The sequence below is a fragment of the Bradyrhizobium sp. WSM4873 genome (assembly GCF_055811355.1).
This window is the reverse complement of the sequence record NZ_JBVVPS010000003.1, coordinates 109,791-130,364: the sequence shown is the minus strand read 5'-3', so window position 1 is coordinate 130,364 and position 20,574 is coordinate 109,791. Positions and strand designations below refer to the sequence as shown.

Annotated in this window: 20 protein-coding genes; 10 read left to right on the top strand and 10 right to left on the bottom strand. The window is 63.9% G+C overall.

Annotation, left to right across the window (positions count from 1 at the left end):
• Positions 1 to 13: 13 nt before the first annotated feature.
• The 5 genes from glyA to AC0L21_RS07205 all read right to left on the bottom strand — a co-directional run bounded on the left by glyA (position 14) and on the right by AC0L21_RS07205 (position 3,811).
• Positions 14 to 1,312, bottom strand: a complete 1,299-nt coding sequence (gene glyA / locus AC0L21_RS07225; RefSeq protein WP_473259671.1) for a serine hydroxymethyltransferase — start codon at positions 1,310 to 1,312, stop codon at positions 14 to 16.
• 258 nt (positions 1,313 to 1,570) lie between these two features.
• Positions 1,571 to 1,792: a hypothetical protein gene (locus AC0L21_RS07220; RefSeq protein ID WP_007603423.1), complete on the bottom strand. Its 222-nt coding sequence runs from the start codon at positions 1,790 to 1,792 to the stop codon at positions 1,571 to 1,573.
• A 36-nt stretch (positions 1,793 to 1,828) separates the two neighbouring features.
• A complete protein-coding gene (locus AC0L21_RS07215; protein WP_473259669.1) occupies positions 1,829 to 2,065 on the bottom strand; it encodes a hypothetical protein in 237 nt (78 codons plus the stop codon).
• A gap of 200 nt (positions 2,066 to 2,265) precedes the next feature.
• A complete protein-coding gene (gene ldtR / locus AC0L21_RS07210) occupies positions 2,266 to 2,784 on the bottom strand; it encodes a transcriptional regulator LdtR (protein ID WP_007603420.1) in 519 nt (172 codons plus the stop codon).
• Between the two features lie 529 nt (positions 2,785 to 3,313).
• A complete protein-coding gene (locus AC0L21_RS07205) occupies positions 3,314 to 3,811 on the bottom strand; it encodes a DUF6163 family protein (protein ID WP_473259667.1) in 498 nt (165 codons plus the stop codon).
• A 122-nt stretch (positions 3,812 to 3,933) separates the two neighbouring features.
• On the opposite strand from AC0L21_RS07205, the gene hemB reads away from it, so the two are divergent.
• The 4 genes from hemB to AC0L21_RS07185 all read left to right on the top strand — a co-directional run bounded on the left by hemB (position 3,934) and on the right by AC0L21_RS07185 (position 7,186).
• Positions 3,934 to 4,995: a porphobilinogen synthase gene (gene hemB / locus AC0L21_RS07200; protein ID WP_247289350.1), complete on the top strand. Its 1,062-nt coding sequence runs from the start codon at positions 3,934 to 3,936 to the stop codon at positions 4,993 to 4,995.
• A gap of 324 nt (positions 4,996 to 5,319) precedes the next feature.
• On the top strand, positions 5,320 to 5,853 hold the full coding sequence (locus AC0L21_RS07195; RefSeq protein WP_473259664.1) for an RDD family protein: 534 nt from the start codon (positions 5,320 to 5,322) through the stop codon (positions 5,851 to 5,853).
• Between the two features lie 149 nt (positions 5,854 to 6,002).
• Positions 6,003 to 6,779 (top strand): arginyltransferase, encoded by a 777-nt coding sequence (locus tag AC0L21_RS07190; RefSeq protein ID WP_027518334.1) that lies wholly within the window; start codon positions 6,003 to 6,005, stop codon positions 6,777 to 6,779.
• A 68-nt stretch (positions 6,780 to 6,847) separates the two neighbouring features.
• Entirely contained in the window at positions 6,848 to 7,186 is a 339-nt protein-coding gene (locus AC0L21_RS07185; RefSeq protein ID WP_473259662.1) for a hypothetical protein, read from the top strand.
• A gap of 22 nt (positions 7,187 to 7,208) precedes the next feature.
• Here the strand turns inward: AC0L21_RS07185 and AC0L21_RS07180 are convergent, their stop codons facing one another.
• Positions 7,209 to 8,564 carry an Nramp family divalent metal transporter gene (locus AC0L21_RS07180; protein WP_473259660.1) on the bottom strand — a complete coding sequence of 452 codons (1,356 nt, stop codon included), beginning with the start codon at positions 8,562 to 8,564 and terminating at the stop codon, positions 7,209 to 7,211.
• 167 nt (positions 8,565 to 8,731) lie between these two features.
• On the opposite strand from AC0L21_RS07180, the gene AC0L21_RS07175 reads away from it, so the two are divergent.
• Positions 8,732 to 9,976, top strand: a complete 1,245-nt coding sequence (locus AC0L21_RS07175; protein WP_473259657.1) for an MFS transporter — start codon at positions 8,732 to 8,734, stop codon at positions 9,974 to 9,976.
• Positions 9,977 to 10,129: 153 nt separating this feature from the next.
• On the opposite strand, the gene AC0L21_RS07170 is transcribed toward AC0L21_RS07175, so the two are convergent.
• Complete coding sequence (locus AC0L21_RS07170) at positions 10,130 to 11,389, bottom strand: adenylate/guanylate cyclase domain-containing protein (protein ID WP_473259654.1); 1,260 nt, start codon at positions 11,387 to 11,389, stop codon at positions 10,130 to 10,132.
• Positions 11,390 to 11,551: 162 nt separating this feature from the next.
• On the opposite strand from AC0L21_RS07170, the gene AC0L21_RS07165 reads away from it, so the two are divergent.
• Complete coding sequence (locus AC0L21_RS07165) at positions 11,552 to 12,709, top strand: MFS transporter (protein WP_473259652.1); 1,158 nt, start codon at positions 11,552 to 11,554, stop codon at positions 12,707 to 12,709.
• 31 nt (positions 12,710 to 12,740) lie between these two features.
• Positions 12,741 to 12,932 carry a hypothetical protein gene (locus AC0L21_RS07160; RefSeq protein ID WP_473259650.1) on the top strand — a complete coding sequence of 64 codons (192 nt, stop codon included), beginning with the start codon at positions 12,741 to 12,743 and terminating at the stop codon, positions 12,930 to 12,932.
• Positions 12,933 to 12,937: 5 nt separating this feature from the next.
• Here AC0L21_RS07160 and AC0L21_RS07155 read toward each other — a convergent pair whose 3' ends face one another.
• Positions 12,938 to 13,777 carry an N-acyl homoserine lactonase family protein gene (locus AC0L21_RS07155; protein ID WP_473260099.1) on the bottom strand — a complete coding sequence of 280 codons (840 nt, stop codon included), beginning with the start codon at positions 13,775 to 13,777 and terminating at the stop codon, positions 12,938 to 12,940.
• Positions 13,778 to 13,878: 101 nt separating this feature from the next.
• Positions 13,879 to 14,817 carry a CDF family Co(II)/Ni(II) efflux transporter DmeF gene (gene dmeF, locus AC0L21_RS07150; RefSeq protein ID WP_473259648.1) on the bottom strand — a complete coding sequence of 313 codons (939 nt, stop codon included), beginning with the start codon at positions 14,815 to 14,817 and terminating at the stop codon, positions 13,879 to 13,881.
• A gap of 195 nt (positions 14,818 to 15,012) precedes the next feature.
• Between dmeF and AC0L21_RS07145 the strand changes: the two genes are divergently transcribed.
• Complete coding sequence (locus tag AC0L21_RS07145) at positions 15,013 to 15,831, top strand: chromate resistance protein ChrB domain-containing protein (protein WP_473259646.1); 819 nt, start codon at positions 15,013 to 15,015, stop codon at positions 15,829 to 15,831.
• Complete coding sequence (chrA, locus tag AC0L21_RS07140; protein ID WP_473259644.1) at positions 15,831 to 17,216, top strand: chromate efflux transporter; 1,386 nt, start codon at positions 15,831 to 15,833, stop codon at positions 17,214 to 17,216. Before AC0L21_RS07145 ends, chrA begins: the two co-directional genes overlap by 1 nt.
• Positions 17,217 to 17,399: 183 nt before the next feature.
• Here the strand turns inward: chrA and AC0L21_RS07135 are convergent, their stop codons facing one another.
• Complete coding sequence (locus tag AC0L21_RS07135; protein ID WP_473259642.1) at positions 17,400 to 18,218, bottom strand: alpha/beta fold hydrolase; 819 nt, start codon at positions 18,216 to 18,218, stop codon at positions 17,400 to 17,402.
• Between the two features lie 482 nt (positions 18,219 to 18,700).
• On the opposite strand from AC0L21_RS07135, the gene AC0L21_RS07130 reads away from it, so the two are divergent.
• On the top strand, positions 18,701 to 19,624 hold the full coding sequence (locus AC0L21_RS07130) for a LysR substrate-binding domain-containing protein (RefSeq protein ID WP_473259640.1): 924 nt from the start codon (positions 18,701 to 18,703) through the stop codon (positions 19,622 to 19,624).
• Positions 19,625 to 20,574: the final 950 nt, after the last annotated feature.

Genomic DNA, 20,574 nt, shown 5'->3' with positions numbered 1-20,574 from the left:
GTTTTCTTGGACCTTACTGATAGATCGGAAAACGATCGGTGAGCGCCTTGACCCGTTCCTTGATCGCGGCTTCCACCAGCGGCGCCTTGCCGTCGGAGGATTGCGCGATCGCGTTCAGGACCTCGGCGATCATGCCGCCGACCTGCTGGAATTCAGCGACGCCGAAGCCGCGGGTGGTTGCCGCAGGCGTGCCCAGCCGAATACCGGAGGTGACAAACGGCGACTCGGGGTCGAAAGGAATACCGTTTTTGTTGCAGGTGATGGCAGCGCGAACCAGCGCCTTCTCCGAGGCGTTGCCCTTCAGGCCCTTCGGCCGGAGGTCGACGAGCATCAGATGGTTATCGGTGCCGCCGGAGACGATATCGAAACCGTGGCTCTTCATCGTCTCGGCCAGCGCCTTGGCGTTCTCGACGACGTTCTTCGCATAGACCTTGAAGTCCGGCCGCAGCGCCTCGGCAAAGGCGACCGCCTTCGCCGCGATCACATGCATCAGGGGGCCGCCCTGCAGTCCCGGGAAGATCGCCGAGTTGAATTTCTTGGTCAACGCCTCGTCATTCCACAGCATCAGGCCGCCGCGCGGTCCGCGCAGCGACTTGTGGGTCGTGGTAGTGGTGATGTGGGCATGCGGCACCGGCGAAGCATGCACGCCACCGGCAACGAGACCGGCGAAGTGCGCCATGTCGACGAGGAGGTAGGCGCCGACGCTGTCCGCGATCTCGCGGAAGCGCTTGAAGTCCCAGGCCCGCGAATAGGCCGAGCCGCCGGCCACGATCAGCTTCGGCTTGACCTCCTCGGCCTGCTTGGCGACGGCGTCCATGTCGATGATCTGGTCCTCGCGGCGCACGGTGTAGTGCGCGGCCTTGAACCATTTGCCGCTCATGTTGACGGGGGAGCCGTGGGTGAGATGGCCGCCGGCCGCAAGATCGAGGCCCATGAAGGTGTCGCCGGGCTGAAGCAGCGCCAGAAACACCGCCTGGTTCATCTGGCTGCCGGAGTTCGGCTGCACGTTGGCGAAGTTGGCGCCGAACAGCTTCTTGGCGCGATCGATCGCAAGGTTCTCGGCGACGTCGACCCACTCACAACCGCCGTAGTAGCGCGCGCCCGGATAGCCTTCCGCGTATTTGTTGGTCATGACCGAACCCTGCGCTTCCAGCACGGCACGGCTGACGATGTTCTCGGAGGCGATCAGCTCGACCTCATGACGCTGACGGCCGAGCTCGCCCTTGATGGCGGCTGCGATTTCCGGGTCAGCCTGCTCGAGCGAGGCGGTGAAAAACGAATCGGGCGCGGAGGCGGTTTTGGCGAAGGTCATCTTGCGAATATCTCCACCGCCGCAGCCGTTTGGCGGGCTACGGGCGGGTCTGGTGTGGCGATCGGAAGCGGCGAGCGCGATCTACCACATCGCCCGCAACAGGCCAAGGGTTTGCGGGTCGGACCTGTGATTTATGCAAGATATGGTGGGATTGGAGGATTTGGACGACCGGCCGGCATCCGGTCGTCCAATGTCCGGAAAGGCCCGCTTTGGGTTCGAAACGCCGCGGGGTGCGACCGGCTGACCGGCCGCCGGCCTCTACAGCCCGGTATACCCCGCCTTCACGGGATCCACGCTGCCGTCGAGCTGCCGCAGATAGGTCAGGCCGCACACGGTCAACCTGTGCGTGTCCTTCTCGCCGGCTTCCATCAAGGTGTTTAGGTAGTTCGTCACCTTTTCCCGCGCCTCCGCGCTCGCCGCAGAGGTGCGGTTGGCGAGCAAATCGTAGGTATGCATGATCCGGTCGATGGCAGCTTCCATGGCACCCTCTGATTCTTGCCGCGTTTGGAGTTGAGATCAGGCAACCGCTTTGGCCTCGGACTGCGCCTCGAACCTGACGATGGCCTTGTTGGCCAGCCTGATCTTGTTGAATTCGCCGTGCTGGAGCAGCTTGATGACGATTTCGAGCAGGTGTTCGTCGGTGACGAGGGTGTCCCGGATCGCGCCGGAGCGGCGAAGATAGTTCGCGGCGATGGCATAGGCCTCGCTCACGAGTTCCACGTTCATCACCCCCACGCCACGCTCGACCAGCATCGTCCGCCCTCCGATCGAAGGGGATAAGCACCGAACCGGGAACTCGTTCCCACCGGTTGGGGATTTTTTCGCAACCGCGAAATAGAAAAAACGCACCGGTCCGGACAGAGCCGGGCCGGCGCGCTTGGGGAAGCTCAGGCACGTTCGGGAGACTTGCCGGTCTTGTTGTGGGCCGGCTTGGCCAAATCCCGTCGAAGAGCTCAGAGACGATACAGGATCTGGTCGGTCCAGAACCGCTCGAGGCGATGCAGCGACTTGTTCAGGGTCGAGAACTCCTCGCCCGAGATGCCACCGACCTGCTCCACGGTCTTGACGTGCTTCTGGTAGAGCGAGTCGACGATGCGGCGAACTTCCTGGCCCTGCGGCGTCAGGCGAATGCGCACCGAGCGGCGATCGACGCGCGAGCGCTGATGATCGAGGAAGCCGAGTTCGACGAGCTTCTTCAGATTGTAGGAGACGTTGGAGCCGAGGTAATAACCGCGCGTGCGCAGTTCGCCCGCGGTCAGCTCCTTGTCGCCGATGTTGTAGAGCAGGAGCGCCTGCACCGAGTTGATGTCCGCACGGCCGCGGCGATCGAACTCGTCCTTGATGACGTCGAGCAGCCGGCGATGCAGCCGCTCCACCAGAGTCAAAGCTTCCAGATAGAGCGTCTGCACCGAACCCTGCTGGCCGGAGACGCGTTCTGCGGTATCTGCCGCAGTTGCGACGGCTTTCATCATGACACTTCCCCTGTTGTCGTTTTTATCGACACTCATTCGACGAAACTTGTGTCCCGTCTGATAGGTGCAACTTAAGGGGGCTCGTTTGAAGATCGGCTTAAATAAGAGAATAAAGAGATCATGAATTTAAGACAGTGAATTGCGGATTAAGCCTGTGCCACAAGCACTTTTCGCAACAGTCTGTTGACTCTCGAAAGGTCCTGTTCACCCTCCGTCCGCCCCGATTGTCGCATTCCAGAACAGCCCCGCCCCGTTTCGAAACGCCCGCGTAAGAGCTGTGGCGGAACAGGCTGGTTAGCGAAAACTTACGTCGAATTTTACGCAACGAACGGTCAACCAAGCGGGCACAACTGCGCCCTCGTGTCCCGGACGAGCGTAGCGAAGATCCGGGACCCAGGGGCTACAAACGCGCTTGTGGAGAGATGGGCCCCGGCTCAGCAGCGCATCACTACGTGCTGCGCAGCGTCCGGGGCACGAGAGAGAGAGAGAGAGAGAGAGAGAGAGAGAGAGAACGTTGAAATGACTTCGCCTATGGCGGCCGTTCGCGTGCGGCCATCCAGGCGAGCGCGAGATAGGCGGCGAGCATGAAGGCTTCGACGCCGACCACAATCAGGCTGCCGCCGTAGATGCCCGGGAACATCAGCTCGATCACCGCCATCGACACCACGGTCGTCAGCCACACCACGGCGCCCCAAGGTGTGGCGAGCCAGAGGCCAACCGCGGCAACGAGCTCGATCACGGCGAAGTAGATGGTTGAGGCCTGCCAGGCCATCGACTGGTTCTCGAACGCCTCGTCCTCGCCGCCGACGAAGCCCGTCACCTGCGCCCAATGATAGAGGCCCTTGAGAATCGAGAGCAGCGCCATCACCCGCAGGAACAGCACGAGCCGGCGCGTCCAGACATTGTCGTCGGACTCGGCCCGATCCGACGAGATCGCCGCCACCGACATTGCGCTGTCTCTGGCATTGTCTCGGACGGCATCCCTGGCGCTGTCGCGGGCCGCATCGCGGGTGGAGATCTCGGACATGCCCCCTTCTGGCTGCTTTGCCCCGCAAAATCAATCGGCTGCCATCTTTTGCGGCAGGTCAACCCGCGGTGACGGGAACCATGCGAGCTGGTATAAGAATAATTCCAGCCGGAGGAAGAGTGATGGCGATCAAGTACGGGCGTCCGATCGAATTGCGCGAGGTCTCGCGCCGGGATGGCACTGGGGCCTCCCCTGCCCTCGATCTGACCGTCCGCCCACGCCGCAACCGCAAGGCCGAATGGGCCCGGCGCATGGTGCGCGAGAACGTGCTCACGACGGACGATCTGATCTGGCCGCTGTTTCTGATCGACGGCAACAACAAGCGCGAGCAGATCGCCTCGATGCCCGGCGTCGAGCGTCTCAGCGTCGACCAGGCCGTGCGCGACGCCGAGCGCGCGATGAAGCTCACCATCCCCTGCCTCGCGCTGTTTCCCTACACCGACCCGTCCCTGCGCGACGAGGAGGGCTCGGAAGCCACCAACCCGAACAATCTGGTCTGCCAGGCGGTGCGCGCGATCAAGAAGGAATTCCCGGAGATCGGCATTCTCTGCGACGTTGCGCTCGATCCCTTCACCAGCCACGGCCATGACGGTCTGATCTCCGACGGCAAGATACTGAACGATGAAACCGTCGCCGTGCTGGTGCGTCAGGCCCTGGTGCAGGCCGAAGCCGGCTGCGACATCATCGCGCCGTCAGACATGATGGACGGCCGCGTCGCCGCGATCCGCGAGGGCCTGGATCGCACCGGCCTGCTCGACGTGCAGATCATGGCCTATGCCGCAAAATACGCCTCCGCCTTCTACGGCCCGTTCCGCGATGCCATCGGCTCGGCCAAGACGCTCACCGGCGACAAGCGCACCTACCAGATGGACAGCGCCAACACCGACGAGGCGTTGCGCGAGGTCGAGCTCGACATCGCCGAGGGCGCCGACATGGTGATGGTCAAGCCCGGCATGCCCTATCTCGACGTCGTCCGTCGCGTGAAGGACACGTTCGCAATGCCGACCTTCGCCTACCAGGTGTCCGGCGAATACGCCATGATCGCGGCCGCCGCCAACAACGGCTGGCTCGACGGCGACCGCGCCATGATGGAGAGCCTGCTCGCCTTCAAGCGTGCCGGCGCCGACGGTGTGCTGAGCTACTTTGCACCGAAGGCGGCGGAGAAGCTGCGCGCTCAGGGGTAGGCCCCAATGTCGTCCCGGCGAAGGCCGGGCACACCTGTCTCTTCATCGTCGTCCTGGCGAAAGCCAGGACCCATACCGCGTGATCTATCGAGAGCACGCGGTATCGATACCGGCGAACGTACCAACTTCCAGTCATCGCCAAACTACGCCCTGGGGTAATGGGTCCTGGCTTTCGCCAGGACGACACGGAGGGTGTGGCGCCGCCACCACCTCCACCGCCCCCGAATCGCCGGAATATTTCGTCTTGTTAATCCCGGCACCCTTGGCACGCGGACGGCCTATTCCCATGTGCTGCCACGGGAGTTTCCCCTCGGGAGGACGGTGATGTCGTATTCGGACTCGGGCAATGCCTGGCGCAGTGATGGTGCGGCTCACGCCTACGATCCCTATCTGCACCCGGAACTGTTCCGCGGCGTTGCGACGCGGCGCGTGTTCGCTTTCCTGATCGACATGGTCGTGATCTCGGTGCCGGTGATCCTCGGCTACCTCTTCATCGCGGTGTTCGGCGTGGTCACGCTCGGCATCGGCTGGGCGCTTTTCTGGCTGGCCTGGCCGGCCTCCGTGATCTGGGCCATCGTCTATTACGGCGCCTGCATCGGCGGTCCGTCGTCCGCGACCATCGGCATGCGCGTGATGGATCTTGAATTGCGCACCTGGTACGGCGCGCCCGGCTATTTCGTGCTCGGCGCCACCCACGCCGTGCTGTTCTGGGTGACCGTCTCGTTCCTGTCGCCTTTCGTCGTCCTGGTCGGCCTCTTCAACGGCCGCAGGCGCTTGCTGCAGGATTTCGTGTTGGGAACGGTCGTAATCAACAATTCCGTTCGCGCGCCGGTGCCTCAAGGCACCAGGACATACTGATCAGCGACCTTTCGATCATGGACCCGCTGATCAAGAACCTATCAACCTGGACCCGCTATGCTGTCCGATCTGACCTGCCGAGTAGACCAATTGACCGGCGGCTTTCGTAGCGCGATGCTGATGCATATTTTGGAGGCCCACGACGTCCCTTGACCCAGCACTCGCGCGACACCCCACAATTTTACCTCACGGCGCCCTCCCCCTGCCCCTATCTGCCGGGCCGGCACGAGCGCAAGGTGTTTACGCACCTCGTAGGTGAGCGCGCCGGTGACCTCAACGACCTCCTGACCCATGGCGGCTTCCGTCGCAGCCAATCGATCGCCTACCGGCCCGCCTGCGACCAGTGTCGCGCCTGCGTCTCGGTCCGGGTGATCGCCAACGAGTTCCGCCCCTCCCGCAACTTCCGAAAAGTCATCGCGCGAAACGCCGACATCATCGGCGAGCAGCGCAGCGCGGTGCCGACCTCCGAGCAATATTCGGTGTTCCGCGCCTATCTCGATTCCCGTCACCGCCATGGCGGCATGGCCGACATGACCGTGCTCGACTACGCCATGATGGTCGAGGACAGCCACGTCGAGACCCGCATCATCGAGTACCGCAAGCGCGGTCCCGACAGCGGCATCACCGGCCGCGGCGAGCAGCTGATCGCGGTCGCGCTGACCGACGTGCTCAGCGACGGCCTGTCGATGGTCTATTCATTCTTCGAGCCCGGCGAAGTCAGCCGCTCGATGGGCACCTTCATGATCCTCGACCACATCGCCCGGGCTCGCCGGCAAGGACTGCCTTACGTCTATCTCGGCTACTGGATCGAGGGCTCGAAGAAGATGGACTACAAGGCCCGCTTCCTGCCTCAGCAGCGCCTCGCGCCGTCAGGCTGGCTGCGCATCGACGCGCAAGGCGACGCCGCGTCCGAACCGCAGGATTGATCGGCGCGCCGATTTCATAAGCCGGGCAGTTTGTAACTGCGAGAATGAAACCAACTCCGGAGGTTTCCTTGTCGAGCACCTATGATTTGATTGCGCGGGGCATGGTCGAGCGCCAACAGGTGCTCTGTTTGTATCAAGGCCACCCGCGCGCAATTTGCCCCGCGATATTAGGCCATACAGATGGCGAGGAACGCACGCTCGCCTTTCAGTTTGCTGGCAGTTCCAGCAAAGGCTTGCCGCCCGAAGGGGCATGGAAGTGCTTTAAGCTTGTGGAGATGACGGAGGTCGAGCTTCAGAGGGGGAAATGGCACGCGGGCTCGAGCCATCGCGAGCGCCAACAATGCGTCAAGGTTGTCGATCTCGACGTAAATCCCCTCAGTCCTTACCAGCCGCGACGCCGGGTCTAGTTTACGCAGGAGCGCGCAACAATCACGACCCGAACAGCGTATCCACCAGCAGCTTCACGTTCAAAATCACAATGATGCCCGCGACGATCCACGCGATCGCCGCGACCCACACCGGGATTACGAACTTGCCCATCTTGCGACGGTCGGAGACGAAGCGGACCAGCGGGATGACCGCGAAGGGCAACTGCATCGACAGCACGACCTGACTGAACACCAGCAGATCGGCCGTGCCGCGCTCGCCATAGATTGCGGTGACGACGATCACGGGAACGATCGCGATGCCGCGCGTCAGCAACCGGCGTGCCCAGCTCGGCAGGCGCAAATCGAGAAAGCCCTCCATCACGATCTGTCCGGCGAGCGTCGCCGTCACCGTTGAATTCAGGCCCGAAGCGAGCAGCGCCACCGCGAACAGCGTCGAGGCGATGCCGAGGCCGAGCAGCGGAGACAGCAGCTCGAAGGCCTGGCCGATCTCGGCCACATCAGAATGGCCGCTCTTGTGGAACGTCGCAGCCGCCACCACGAGGATCGCCGCATTGATGAACAGCGCCAGCATCAGGGCGACGGTCGAATCCGTCGTCGCCCATTTGATCGCCTCGCGCCGGCCCGTGTCGTTGCGCTCATAGGCGCGCGTCTGCACGATCGAGGAGTGCAGATAGAGATTATGCGGCATCACGGTCGCGCCGATGATGCCGATCGCGATGTAGAGCATCTCGGGGTTGGTGAAGATCTCGGTCTTCGGCACAAATCCCTTCAGCATCTCGGCCACCGGCGGTGCCGCCGCGGCAAGCTGGACCGTGAAGCAGACTGCGATCACGACGAGCAATGCGATGACGAAGGCTTCGAGGAAACGGAAGCCACGATTCATCAGGATGAGCAGCAAGAAGGCGTCCAGCGCAGCGATCAGCGCGCCGCCGATCAGGGGAATGCCGAACAGGAGTTTTAGCGCGATGGCGGTGCCGATCACCTCGGCGAGATCGCAGGCGATGATCGCCGCCTCGCAGGCGATCCAGAGCAGGAAATTCACGGCCGGCGAATAGGTCGCACGGCAGGCTTGCGCGAGATCGCGGTCGGTGACGATGCCGAGCCGTGCCGCCAGCGATTGCAGCAGGATCGCCATCAAATTTGAGAGCAGGATGACCGAGAGCAGCGTGTAACCGAACTTGGACCCGCCGGCGAGGTCGGTCGCCCAATTGCCGGGGTCCATGTAGCCGACCGACACCAGATAGCCCGGACCGACGAAGGCGAGCAGCCGCCGCCACCACACCCCCGCGATGGGGAGGGCGACCGAGGCATTCACCTCGGCAAGGCTCTTGGTCGCAGGTGCGTCATTGCGCCAGCCGGCGGCGTCTCGGGTCAAATCGGGCGAGCGAGCATCCATGGGGCGAGAATACCGAAGTCGAGCCTTATTGCAACTCATTTGCAACTGCATCTAGCCGGGTGCGTTCCGGTGGCGGTCGCTATTTGGCGCCCTGTCGGGAACCGGGTGGGTTCGGCGGCCTCCCGAGGCGGATAGTGGCGCTAACCCGACTTTGCAGGAAATGAGCCATGTCGAATTCCCCACGCCTCCCCGAGACATTCAACCGCCTCGCTTGGTCGAACCTGGCGGCACAGTCGGCCGAACAGATCGCGCTGGCCGCGGCCCCCATCGTCGCGGTGCTGACGCTCGGCGTCGCCGAAGGCCAGACCGGCCTGCTCCAGACCGCGCTGACCCTGCCCTTCGTCCTTTTCGCCATCCCGGCCGGCCTGCTGGCCGACCGCATCTCCCGCCGTTCGCTGATGGCGGGCGCCGAGGCGCTGCGGGCCGCGGCCCTTGCAGCGATCGTGCTGCTGCTCGCACTCGGCGCGCTCAATTTGCCGCTGCTGGCTCTGCTCGGCTTTGCCGCCGTGTGCGGCACCGTCGTCTACAGCGTGGCCGCGCCGGCGTTGGTGCCCTCGCTGGTGAGTTCGGACCTGTTGCCGGCCGCCAATGCGCGGATCGAGCTTGCACGCACCATCGCGTTCGCCAGCGGCCCTGCGCTCGGCGGCGCGCTGGTGGGGTGGTGGGGCGCGAGCCCCGCCTTCGGCTTTGCGGCCGCGCTGTCCGCAATCGCCGTCGTGCTGCTCTCCGGCATCTACGAGCCCGCCCGCACGCCGGCGCCACGGCGGCATCCGTTCCAGGACATCCGCGAGGGCGCAGCGTTCGTGTTTCACCATCCGCTGCTGCGGCCGGTCTTCATCACCCAGTTCATCTTCAACACCGGATGGTTCCTGCAGATCGCGGTGTTCGTGCCCTACGCCGTACGTCACCTCGGCCTGACCGCTGCCGGTGTCGGCGCCGTGCTGACGATGTACGGCGTCGGCATGGTGATCGGCGCGCTGTTCGCCACCCGCGTGATGAAGCGCATCGCGTTCGGCACGGTCGTCGGCCTCGGCCCCGTCACCGGCTTCGTCGCCGCGATGGTGATGGCGCTGACGGTGCTGGTCCCCTCGCCCTGGCTTGCGGCGTTGAGCTTCTTCCTGCTCGGCGTCGGGCCGATCCTGTGGGTGATCTCGACCACGACGCTGCGCCAGTCGGTAACCCCGCCGCGCCTGCTCGGCCGCGTCTCCGCCATCAACATCATGAGCTACGGCGCCCGTCCGGTCGGCTCGGCGCTCGGAGCTATCGTCGGCGGTGTCTGGAGCGCGGAAGCCTGCCTGTATCTCGCCGCGGCGGTGTTCGGCGTGCAGGCGCTGGTGATCTCGCTCTCGCCCGCGGTGGCGCTGGACCGGCAGCCGGACATGGTGGGCGATGAGGTGGCGGCGCGGTGTTAGACAATTTCTCTGGCGTCGTCCTGGCGAAAGCCAGGACCCATTACCCAAGGGAGCAGTTTGGCAAGAAATCGCCAACTACAAGTCTTCGCAAAACTACAGTCGGTGGTTATGGGTCCTGGCTTTCGCCAGGACGACATTGGGGGAGCAGCCAGCCTAGCCCGCCAGATATCGCTCGTAGCTCCCCGTCACCGGCTCGCTCGCGTCCACCTCCGGATCGAGCGTGTAGAGATCCTGCGCGCGGCCGATGCCGCGCAGGGCGTAGCGGCCGGTGGAGACGAGATAGCGACGGCCGGCGGCGTCGAGGCCCTTGTAGAACTCCGCCGAGGCCAGCAGCTCGCGATCGACCGAACGGCTCATCGAGGCGATGCGACTGACCTCGTTCACGGTCGGACCGACCACGGTGAAGTCGAGCCGGTCCTCGCTGCCGATATTGCCGTAAAAGACCTCGCCGACATGCAGGCCGATATAGGCGGACGTGGTGGGACGGCCCTCGGCCCCCCGCCGCAGGTTCAGCGCAGCGACGTTCTTGCGGAACAGATGCTCGGCGCGTAGCGCCGCGCGCCGGGCATGCGCCATGTCCTCGCCGGTGAACATCGCGAGCACGCCGTCGCCGATCAGCTTCAGCACGTCGCCGCCGGCGTCGTGGATCGCATCGATCACGGCCTGCGCATAGTCGTTGAGGAACGGGATAATCTCGTCGGGGCCGATGCTCTCGCTGATTCCGGTCGAGCCGCGCAGATCCGAATACCAGAGCACGGCGTTGATGCGCTCGGTGACGCCGCGCGAGATACGTCCGCTCAAAACCTGCTCTGACGCATCGCGTCCGAGATAGACGCGGCCGAGCGTGCGCGCGATGTCGACCTGCTGCGCCGACTTGATCGCGAGCCCCAGCACCGGCACGAGATCGCGCAGCGCCGCGAGCTCGCCTTCCGCGAAGCCGCTGTCGCGTCGCGTTGTCCAGGATGAGTAAAGGCAGTCCATCTGCCCAAGCGCTCCGGTCTCGCCGAAGCGGTGCACAAAGGCCAGGAAATGGCGGTGACCCGTTTCGGCGAGCTCGCCGATCTGCGAAAAATCGAGCGAGGGCGCGTCGGCGAGGTCGATCACCATCTCGTCGTGGCCATGCTCGAGCAAATGATAGAACACCGACCGGCGCCAATTGTTGGCCGCGTCGCCCTCGACCGTCGAGCCGTATTCGACGACGTCGCTCTCGTTGGTCGGCGTATCGCTCCAGCGAAAGGCGCGACCCTCGTAGATCGGGTGCAGCGTATCGATGACGACAAGCCCACGCGAGAGTTCCAGCCCCTCGGCGCAGCAGCGCTCGCAAAAGCCGCGCAGCAGTTCGGGTTCGGGCAGGCCGGTGAGCCCCTTGCCGGCCAACCAGTTCATCAGCGCAAGGCGCGAGGTCAATTGCATGCGCCATTATGCCGTGCATTCGTGACTAGCGAAAGGCGGGGCGCGACCTTGCGTCAAGGCTCTCACCCGCGGTAGGTCGCATATGTCGCGGACGCTGTTGACGCGCTGCCGCCTCGGGCCGCAAATGGGAATGATGACACCGCCGACCAGAAATACCGGGATATGAGCCAGCGCCAGCTTCCGATCATCCTGGCGCTCGGTACCACGCAGACCCTGGCCTGGGCCTCGAGCTACTATCTGCCGGCGCTGCTCGCCGATCCCATGGCGCGCGATCTCGGCATCTCCTCGAATTGGGTCTTTGGCGCGTTCTCGGCCTCGCTGGTGATCTCGGCGCTGCTCGGCCCGCGTATCGGGCGACAGATCGATCTCGTCGGCGGCCGGCAGGTCCTCTCGGTGTCGAACCTGACGATCGCCGCCGGTCTCGTTCTGCTCGGCCTCTCGCAATCGGTGGCGGTGATGACGATGGCCTGGCTCGTGCTCGGCATCGGCATGGCGATGGGGCTCTACGACGCCGCCTTCGCCGCGCTCGGCCGCATCTACGGCACCGAGGCGCGCAGGCCGATCACCGGCATCACGCTGATGGCGGGCTTTGCATCCACCATTGGCTGGCCGCTCACCGCCTGGGGCCTCGCCCATATCGGCTGGCGCGACACCTGCTTCGCCTGGGCCGCCGCCAATATCCTGATCAGCCTGCCGCTAAATTTCTTCATGCTGCCGACGATCAAGGGCGCGAGGGAGGCCGCGGCGACAGCAGAGAAGCCGCATCTGCCGCTCGACCGCACCATGATCCTGCTCGCGTTCGTCTTCGCCGCGGTCTGGACCGTCACCGGCGCGATGGCCGCGCATTTTCCGCGTATCCTGGAGACCACCGGCGCGACGCCGGTCGAGGCGATCGCGGCCGGAGCGCTGATTGGCCCTGCGCAAGTGGCCGCGCGGGTTCTGGAAGCAGGCTTCCTCAGCCGCTTTCACCCGCTGTGGTCGACGCGGCTTGCCTGCCTCACCCACCCGATCGGCGCGGTGGTCGTGGCGATCTTCGGCGGCGCCGCAGCCAGCGCGTTTGCGCTGTTCCACGGCTCCGGCAACGGCATTTTGACCATCGCGCGCGGCACGCTGCCGCTGTCGATCTTCGGCCCCAAGGATTTCGGCTATCGCCTCGGCATCATCGGCGCGCCGGCACGGATGGCGCAGGCCGTGGCGCCGCTGGCCTTCGGCCTGCTCATCGACGTCATGGGCGCCAAGGTGCTGATCGTCTCCTCCGCGCTCAGCCTCTCGGCGCTGGCCGCGCTGTTCATGATCCGCGCGCAACCGCGGCCGGATTGACCGGGCGGGAGCTTTCGCGCACAAGCGGAGCATGGCCGAAGACACGCGCCCGCCCCGCACATTCAAAGGCCTCCTGCGCTGGGCGACCACGCCGCCGCAGGCCTGGGGTGTCTATCTCCTCGCCATCATCCTGGTCTGGCTGATCTCCTTCTACGCCGGCTCGCTGAAACCGAAGAAGGCGCCGGACGCGAGCCCGCCCGCCGTGACCGCACCGAAAGGCTAGCCGCGCTAGTCGTAAAACTCCGGCGACATCTTCTGGCTGTCGCGCTGGGACTTGTCGTGGTTGATCCAGAGCTGCGCCTTCTCCTTACTGAGCGTGTCGGCGATCTTCTGCATCGAGGCCGCGCTCTGGTCCTTGTTGGCGTTCATGCTGGGCACACGGCGGTTATCCCAATTGTCCTTGAAATGCACTGCATCGCCCGACAGCACCACAGCGCCGGTCTTCGGCAACTTCACCAGCAGCGATTGGTGTCCCGGCGTATGGCCGGGCGTCGACAGGATGGTCACGCTGCCGTCGCCGAACACGTCCTTGTCGCCCGCAAGCAGCTCGACCGGATGCGACGGCTTGAAGCGCGGCTCGTTGTTGGCGCCGGGCCAGTCATACTCGGCCTTCTGCACGTAGAGCGTGGCCTGCGGGAATAGCTCGACATTGCCGGTGTGGTCGGGATGGGTGTGCGAGACAGCCATCATCTTGACGTCGTCCGGCTTGAGGCCGAGCTGTTCGAGCTGGGCGGCAAGCGTCTTCGGCCGGCGCCAGGTCACGGCCTTGGGATCAGCGGGCGTAAGTCCATTCGGCATCGCGGCGACTGCGTCGGTGATGCCGGTGTCCCACAGGAACCAGCCCTTGGCGTGCTTGATGAGATAGCAGCTGTCGACGAAGTCCATCGTCTTGCCCTCGTTGAGGCCGGGCGTCCAGCGCGAGATGTCGCCGGCGGTGCCCTCCCCGCAATTGAAGACGTAGAGCTTTTCGACACCCGTCTTTTCGGACTGCGCGAGCACCGCATGACCGGACAGAACGAGTGCAGCGACGGCGACAGCGAGCTTGGTCCTTTTGATCCTCTTGACCATTGGCATCATTCGTCCCTCCCTTGCAGCCATGTCGACTGCCATGTCGGCTGTGACCGAAGATCAACCCCGGCCAGTCCGCAGAATTCCCGCAAAAGACATTGTCAATGCGGGCAGGTCTCGACCTCGACGGTAACGTGGCTCAGCCCCTTCAGTCCGGCGAGCCGCTTTTTGTAGACCGCCGGCTGCTTGGGCTTGTCCGACACCACGGACACCAGCACGGCGCAATGGCCGGGACCGACCTGCCACAGATGCAGATCGGTGACGCGGTCGTCGCCGGTCTCCATGCGCGCCCGGATCACGCGCTCGAGCTTCTCGTCGGCGCGCACGTCGAGCAGCACCGCGCCTGACGTCTTGATCAGACCGAACGCCCAGCTTGCGATCACGGCACTGCCGATCAGGCCGACCGCCGGGTCGGCCCAGGCCCATCCCGAATACATGGCGACCACGAGCGCGGCGATCGCCAGCACCGAGGTCGCTGCATCCGCCATGACGTGGACATAGGCGGCGCGGAGATTGTTGTCGTGATGATGGTGGTGGTGATCATCGTGATCATCATGCGCATGGCCATGATGGTGGTGATCGTGGCTGTCGCGAAGCAGCCAGGCACTGGCGAGGTTGACGCACAGACCGAGGGCAGCGACCGCGATCGCCTCGCCATAGACGATCGGCACCGGATTGATCAGCCGCAGCACGCTCTCATAGGCGATCTCGACCGCGATCAGACCGAGGATGATCGCGCTGGCGAAGGCGGCGAGATCGCCGAATTTCCCAGTCCCGAAGCTGAAATGCGAGCTCCCCAGGTGCCTCCGCGCAAAGCGATAGGCGAACGCGGCAATCCCCAGCGCCGCCGCATGCGTGCCCATGTGCCAGCCGTCGGCGAGCAGTGCCATCGAGCCGAACAGCGAGCCGGCGACGATCTCGCCGACCATCATGACCAGCGTCAGGATGACGACGAGCCAGGTGCGCCGCTCGTTCTCGTCGTGCTTGTCGCCCAGGAAGGCGTGGTCATGGGTCCATTGTTCGACGGAATGAGAATGCATCGCAAAGTCTCCGAAAGGCCCGGGCCGTTGACCCCTAATATAGACCTGCGAGTCTTCTGGGCAAAATCGCCGGAACGAGCCGATTGACAGGTAGGTGCCGTTTCGGTGTAATGAAGGCCATGGGGATTTGAGCGATCTCCCCACGAGGCGACATGCCCAAGTATCGCGTCCCGTTGTTTTTCACGAGGGCGCATCATGTCTTCCTACACGACGATATCATCTGACAAACTGGCACGGTTGATCGGCACGGCGAACGCTCCTGCCCTGATCGACGTGCGCACCGACGAGGATTTTGCCGCCGACCGGCGGTTGATCCCAGGTTCGATCAAGCTCAGTCACGACAATGTTCCGGAATGGGGTGCCGAATTCGCCGGCCGCACCGCCATTGTCTCCTGCCTGCGCGGCGCAAAGCTGGCGCAGGGCACGGCAGCCTGGCTCAGGCAGCTTGGGGTCCAGGCCGAGACGCTGGAAGGCGGCTTCGAGGGCTGGAAGGAGGCAAAGCTGCCGCTGCTCGATACCCGCAAGCTGCCGCCGCGCGACGCCAAGGGACGCACCGTCTGGGTGACGCGGGCGCGGCCCAAGGTCGACCGCATCGCCTGCCCCTGGCTGATCCGACGCTTCGTCGATCCAAACGCGGTGTTCCTGTTCGTGGCTCCGTCCGAAGTGGTCGCCGTCGGCGAACGCTTCAAGGCAGCCCCGTTCGACATCGAGAACGTGTTCTGGAGCCACCGTGGTGAGCTCTGCACCTTCGACGTGATGATCGAGGAGTTCGGGATTGCAGCGCCGGCGCTGCTCCGGCTCGCAACGCTGGTGCGCGGCGCCGACACCGGGCGGCCCGACCTTGCGCCGGAGGCTCCCGGATTGCTCGCAGCTTCGCTCGGGCTGTCGCGGATGTATGATGACGACCTCGAACAGCTCGAGGCCGGCATGCTGCTCTACGACGCCTTTTATCGCTGGTGTCGCGACGCCACGTCCGAGACCCACAACTGGCCGACCAACAAGGCGAAGGCTTGATGGATATCCGTACGATCGAAGCAGGAGCTGATGCCGGTCACGGCGTCAGCTTCAGCGAAGCCTTTCGCGTCTGGCTCCGCGTCGCCTGCCTGAGTTTTGGCGGGCCCGCGGGCCAGATCGCGGTGATGCACCGCATCCTGGTCGAGGAGAAGAACTGGATTTCGGAAGCCCGTTTCCTCCACGCGCTCAATTACTGCATGCTGCTGCCGGGCCCGGAGGCGCAGCAGCTTGCGACCTATGTCGGCTGGCTGATGCATCGCACCGCCGGCGGGCTGATGGCGGGCGGGCTGTTCATCCTGCCCGGCATCATCGCCATCATGGGCCTGAGCTACGTCTACGCCGCCTACGGCAATGTCAGCTTCGTCGAGGCGCTGTTCTTCGGGCTGAAAGCCGCCGTGCTCGCCATCGTCGTCGAGGCCGTGGTGCGCGTCGGCAAGCGCGCGCTGAAGAACCGCATCATGATCGCGCTTGCCGCGATAGCCTTCGTCGCGATTTTCTTCTTCGCGATCCCCTTCCCGGTCATCATCATCGCCGCAGGCGTCATCGGATATATCGGTGCCAAACAGGGCCGTCCGGAATTCGCGCCGGCCGGTCACGGCCCTGCCGGCAGCAGCGCCGTGATCGACAGCATGCTCGGCGACGCCGTGCCCGAGCATGTACGCCCCAACACCGCGCGCACGATTCGCGTCGGCGCGTTGTGGCTGGCGCTGTGGCTGGTGCCGGTGATCGCGCTGCTGCTCGCTGTTGGACAAGAGAATGTCTTCAGTCACATCGCACTGTTCTTCTCGAAAATGGCGCTGGTCACCTTCGGTGGCGCCTACGCAGTGCTGGCCTATGTCGCCCAGCAGGCGGTCGAGAATTATCACTGGCTCAAGCCGCACGAGATGCTCGACGGTCTCGGCATGGCCGAGACCACGCCGGGCCCCTTGATCATGGTGCTCCAGTTCGTGGGCTTCATGGCCGCCTACCGCGACGCCAGCGGGCTGTCGCCGATGCTCGCGGCCACGCTCGGCGGGCTGCTCGCGACCTGGGTCACCTTCACACCCTGCTTCCTCTGGATTTTTGTAGGCGCCCCCTACGTCGAACGGCTGCGCGGCAACAAGGGCCTCGGCGGTGCGCTCAGTGCCATCACGGCTGCCGTCGTCGGCGTGATCCTCAACCTCTCGATCTGGTTCGCGCTGCACACGCTGTTCCGCGACACCGTTCCGGTGCACGCCTTCCCGTTTGCCTTCGACATGCCGGTGCTGACCAGCGTCGATATCCCCGCGCTCGTGCTGTCGATCGCGGCCGCAACCGCGATCTTCCGGTTCAAGCTGGGGATGCTGACGGTGCTGGCGGGCAGTTGCGCTGCGGGCGTGGCATTGCGGTTGGCGGGGATGATCTAGGACGCGAACTCAGTGGTTCGTTGCGTCCGGGGTGCCCTTGAAGGCGTCACTAAGCCGTCAGATTGCATGGCGGCTATGGGCCAAAAAGCGGCTGTCGTACACCGTCTCTTGAACTGGAAGGAGAGGCCGCCTTGCAAACGGCATCTCCTTCGTGCGGGAGACGATGACGGATGAGCGATGTCGTCAAGACCTGATGAACGAGAGCAGGTCGGGGTTGAGGACATCCGCATGTGTGGTGAGCATGCCATGGGGATAGCCGGGATAAGTCTTCAGCGAGCCGTTCTTAAGCAGGTTGACCGCACGCGGCACGGTACTTGCGAATGGGACGACTTGATCCGCCTCGCCATGCATCACCAGCACCGGCACGGTGATCTTCTTGAGATCCTCGGTGTAGTCTTCGAGCCAAGAGTCGACGGTCGCATAGTGAGCGAGGGCACCACCAGCCATGCCTTGGCGCCACCAGTTGGCGATAATGGCCTCCGAAGGCTTGGCTCCGTCGAGATTGTAGCCGTAGAACGGATTCTCAGGGACGAAACGGTAGAACTCCGACCGGTTACCCAACATACCTGCCCGGATCGCTTCGAACCACTCCGGCGGTTGACCGGACGGATTGTCCTCGCTCCGGTACATGTTCGGCGTCAGTGAAGCGACCAGCACGGCCTTCGCGACGCGCGCCGGGTGGCGAGCAACATAGCGAGCGACCTCACCGCAACCTGTCGAATGCCCGATATGTATCGCGTCGCGCAGGCTGAGGTGTTCAGTCAGGGCCGCGAGGTCGGCAACCCAATTGTCCATATTGTTGCCGGTGTTGGGTTGGTCGGACCGGCCGTGGCCGCGCCGGTCGTGGGCGATCACCCGGTAGCCGTGGCGAAGGAAGAACATCATCTGGGCATCCCAGTCGTCCGCTGTCAGCGGCCAGCCGTGGCTGAACACGATCGGCTGACCTGATCCCCAATCTTTGTAGAAAATGCTTACGCCGTCTGTAGTCGTGATCGTCGACATCGAGTCGCTCCATCTGCGCTGTCAGATCTTTGTTGAAAAGTTTGCGGACGGGGGTCTAAAAAGCAGGCAGGCCCAAGCTGATCAGGCCACAGACCGCGCCCCCTGGCTTTCCAAAAGACACGATGTTCAGCGGCCTCGCAGGCGAGCCCTTGCCGTGACGACACCCGATCGCCGGCGCGTTATCGCCGGATCCGGCACGGCGCTATTCGTCGCTCCTGCGCATTCGCGTGCGTTTCCCGCTAAATGAGGGACTCCACTCTCGATCGCGCTGCAGAATTGTCGAGGCCGTGCTGAATTGCGATCACGCCGTGCCTATCGGCCTGGAGTGCTGGGATCACTTTGCTGAAGACGATACTATGCTTCGGCGAAGACATTGTTCGTTGTCCTTTTTGGTTGAAGACTGCGAAACGGTAAATCCCTCTTTGGCTCCTGACCAAGACCTTGTAGGCTTCAAGCTATGCCTGGAAGATATACGAGGGATCATGGAGCTCCGGCACCTGCGCTATTTCGTTGCCGTCGCTGAAGAAGGCAGCCTGCTGAACGCCGCCGAACGGCGACTGAACACCTCCCAGCCGTCCTTGAGCCGGCAAATTCGCGATCTGGAAGTCGAAGTCGGCGTCCAATTGTTGGAGCGCCAGGCGCGAGGCGTGACGCTGACCGCTGCCGGACGCGTGTTTCTCGATCATGTGCGGCTGGCGCTGCTGCAGGTCGAGGCCGCAACGGAAGGGGCCCGGCAGACGGCGCAACCGCAAAGGCCCGTCCTCTCGATGGGCTTTCTCGTCGGGCTGGAGGTGATGTGGCTCCCCCAGTTGCTGCGCATCCTCCGCGAGGAAGCCCCCGATGTCGACGTGACGCTCAGCACGCAATCTTCGCCAGAACTCGCACTGGCATTGATGCGGGGAAAGCTGGACATTGCTTTCCTTCGTCCAGAGAAAGACAACGAGTGCGTCGTCTTCAAGATATTGGCGAAGGAGCCCTTGATTGCCGTGCTGCCGGCCGAACACCGCTTGGCGTCACGGAAGAAGATTCGTCCGCAGGATCTCGCCCGCGAGATCTATGTCAGCTCGGCAAGAACATCGCCGGTCTTGCAAGAGGTCATACAGGATTACGCATCTCGGGTCGGCATTACCCTCAAGGCGAAATACGAAGGCGAAAACATATCATCGGCCATGTCGCTCGTGGCTTCCACAGGCGGAATTAGCCTCGTCCCGCTCTATGCGCAGAACATGCTTGCACCGAACGTCGTCGCCAGAGCGCTCGAGGGCGGCACGCCGTCGGTCGATCTGGCGCTGGGATACAATCGGACCAATCCGTCGCCGCTGCTCCGCCGTCTTTTGTCCCGCGCGGATGAATTGGTTGCAAACGTTCAAAATCAGAGCATCATTCGCTACGTTGAAGCTGACTAGTAACCGATGCGAGAGTCCGCTACGGGGTCACAAGCCGTCGATGATGTCCGAGCCGAACAACTCCCGCTCCGCCCTCAAAAGCTGCCGTCTCTCAGCACTTTGGGCCAAAGCTCGTCCCCCTCGCCTCCCCGTGCCCGTCGGGCAAAACAGCCGCGACCATTTCCGCCACACCGCCTGTCAAGCCCACCCCGCGAAATACTCCACTTTACCGAAATTCGGATTTGACGTACAAGCGACACACCCTGGCCCGAGACAAGGGGCGGATCGCGATCGTCACGAACCGCGGGCTGGGCAGCGATGGACGCGACGGCGTCGGGCATAACAGGCATTGCAGGGCGGCTTCGGCTGTGAGCAATGGCTTTCGTGCCTACGACACGATGCCGAAAGCGTCTTGGCATGGCTTTGGGTGTGAGCACACGCCAGCACTCGAAGCGACATGCGAGGACGTGCGCGGACGAACAAGTCGTGTGGTCCTGACGCCCGGGGTCTGTGCGTCAAGTCCTGCGGTGATGTGGCGGCCCAACCGGGCGCGCGCATCAGTCATCTGCATGGCGACGGGGGCAATAGTGCGTCGCTCCCCGAGGAGAGCACGAAGGACACGTTAAAACCATCGCGCAGGGAAGGCCGGGCGATCCGGCGAACCTGTGGTCCACCCCGTGTGCATTTCTATCGCGCACGGACCTGCGGGTGCCAGCCGGCGCCCGGCCTTCCCTGCGCCCTTGTCTCAACGAGGGCAATGCGACGAAGCAAACTCGGGCGGAACGCGCGGCGAGATCGCGAGCGCTCGTCCGCTGTGTGGATCGTATATCGGCGCGAAGACCAGTCATTCCACTCTCGCTGTCGTGGGGGGGGGGGGGGGGCCGGCCCCCAAAAAAAAACAAAAAAAAAAAAAAGAAAGCGGTCGGGCCGCCGTAAGAAAAAAACAAAAAGGTGGGTTTTTGGTGGTGGGG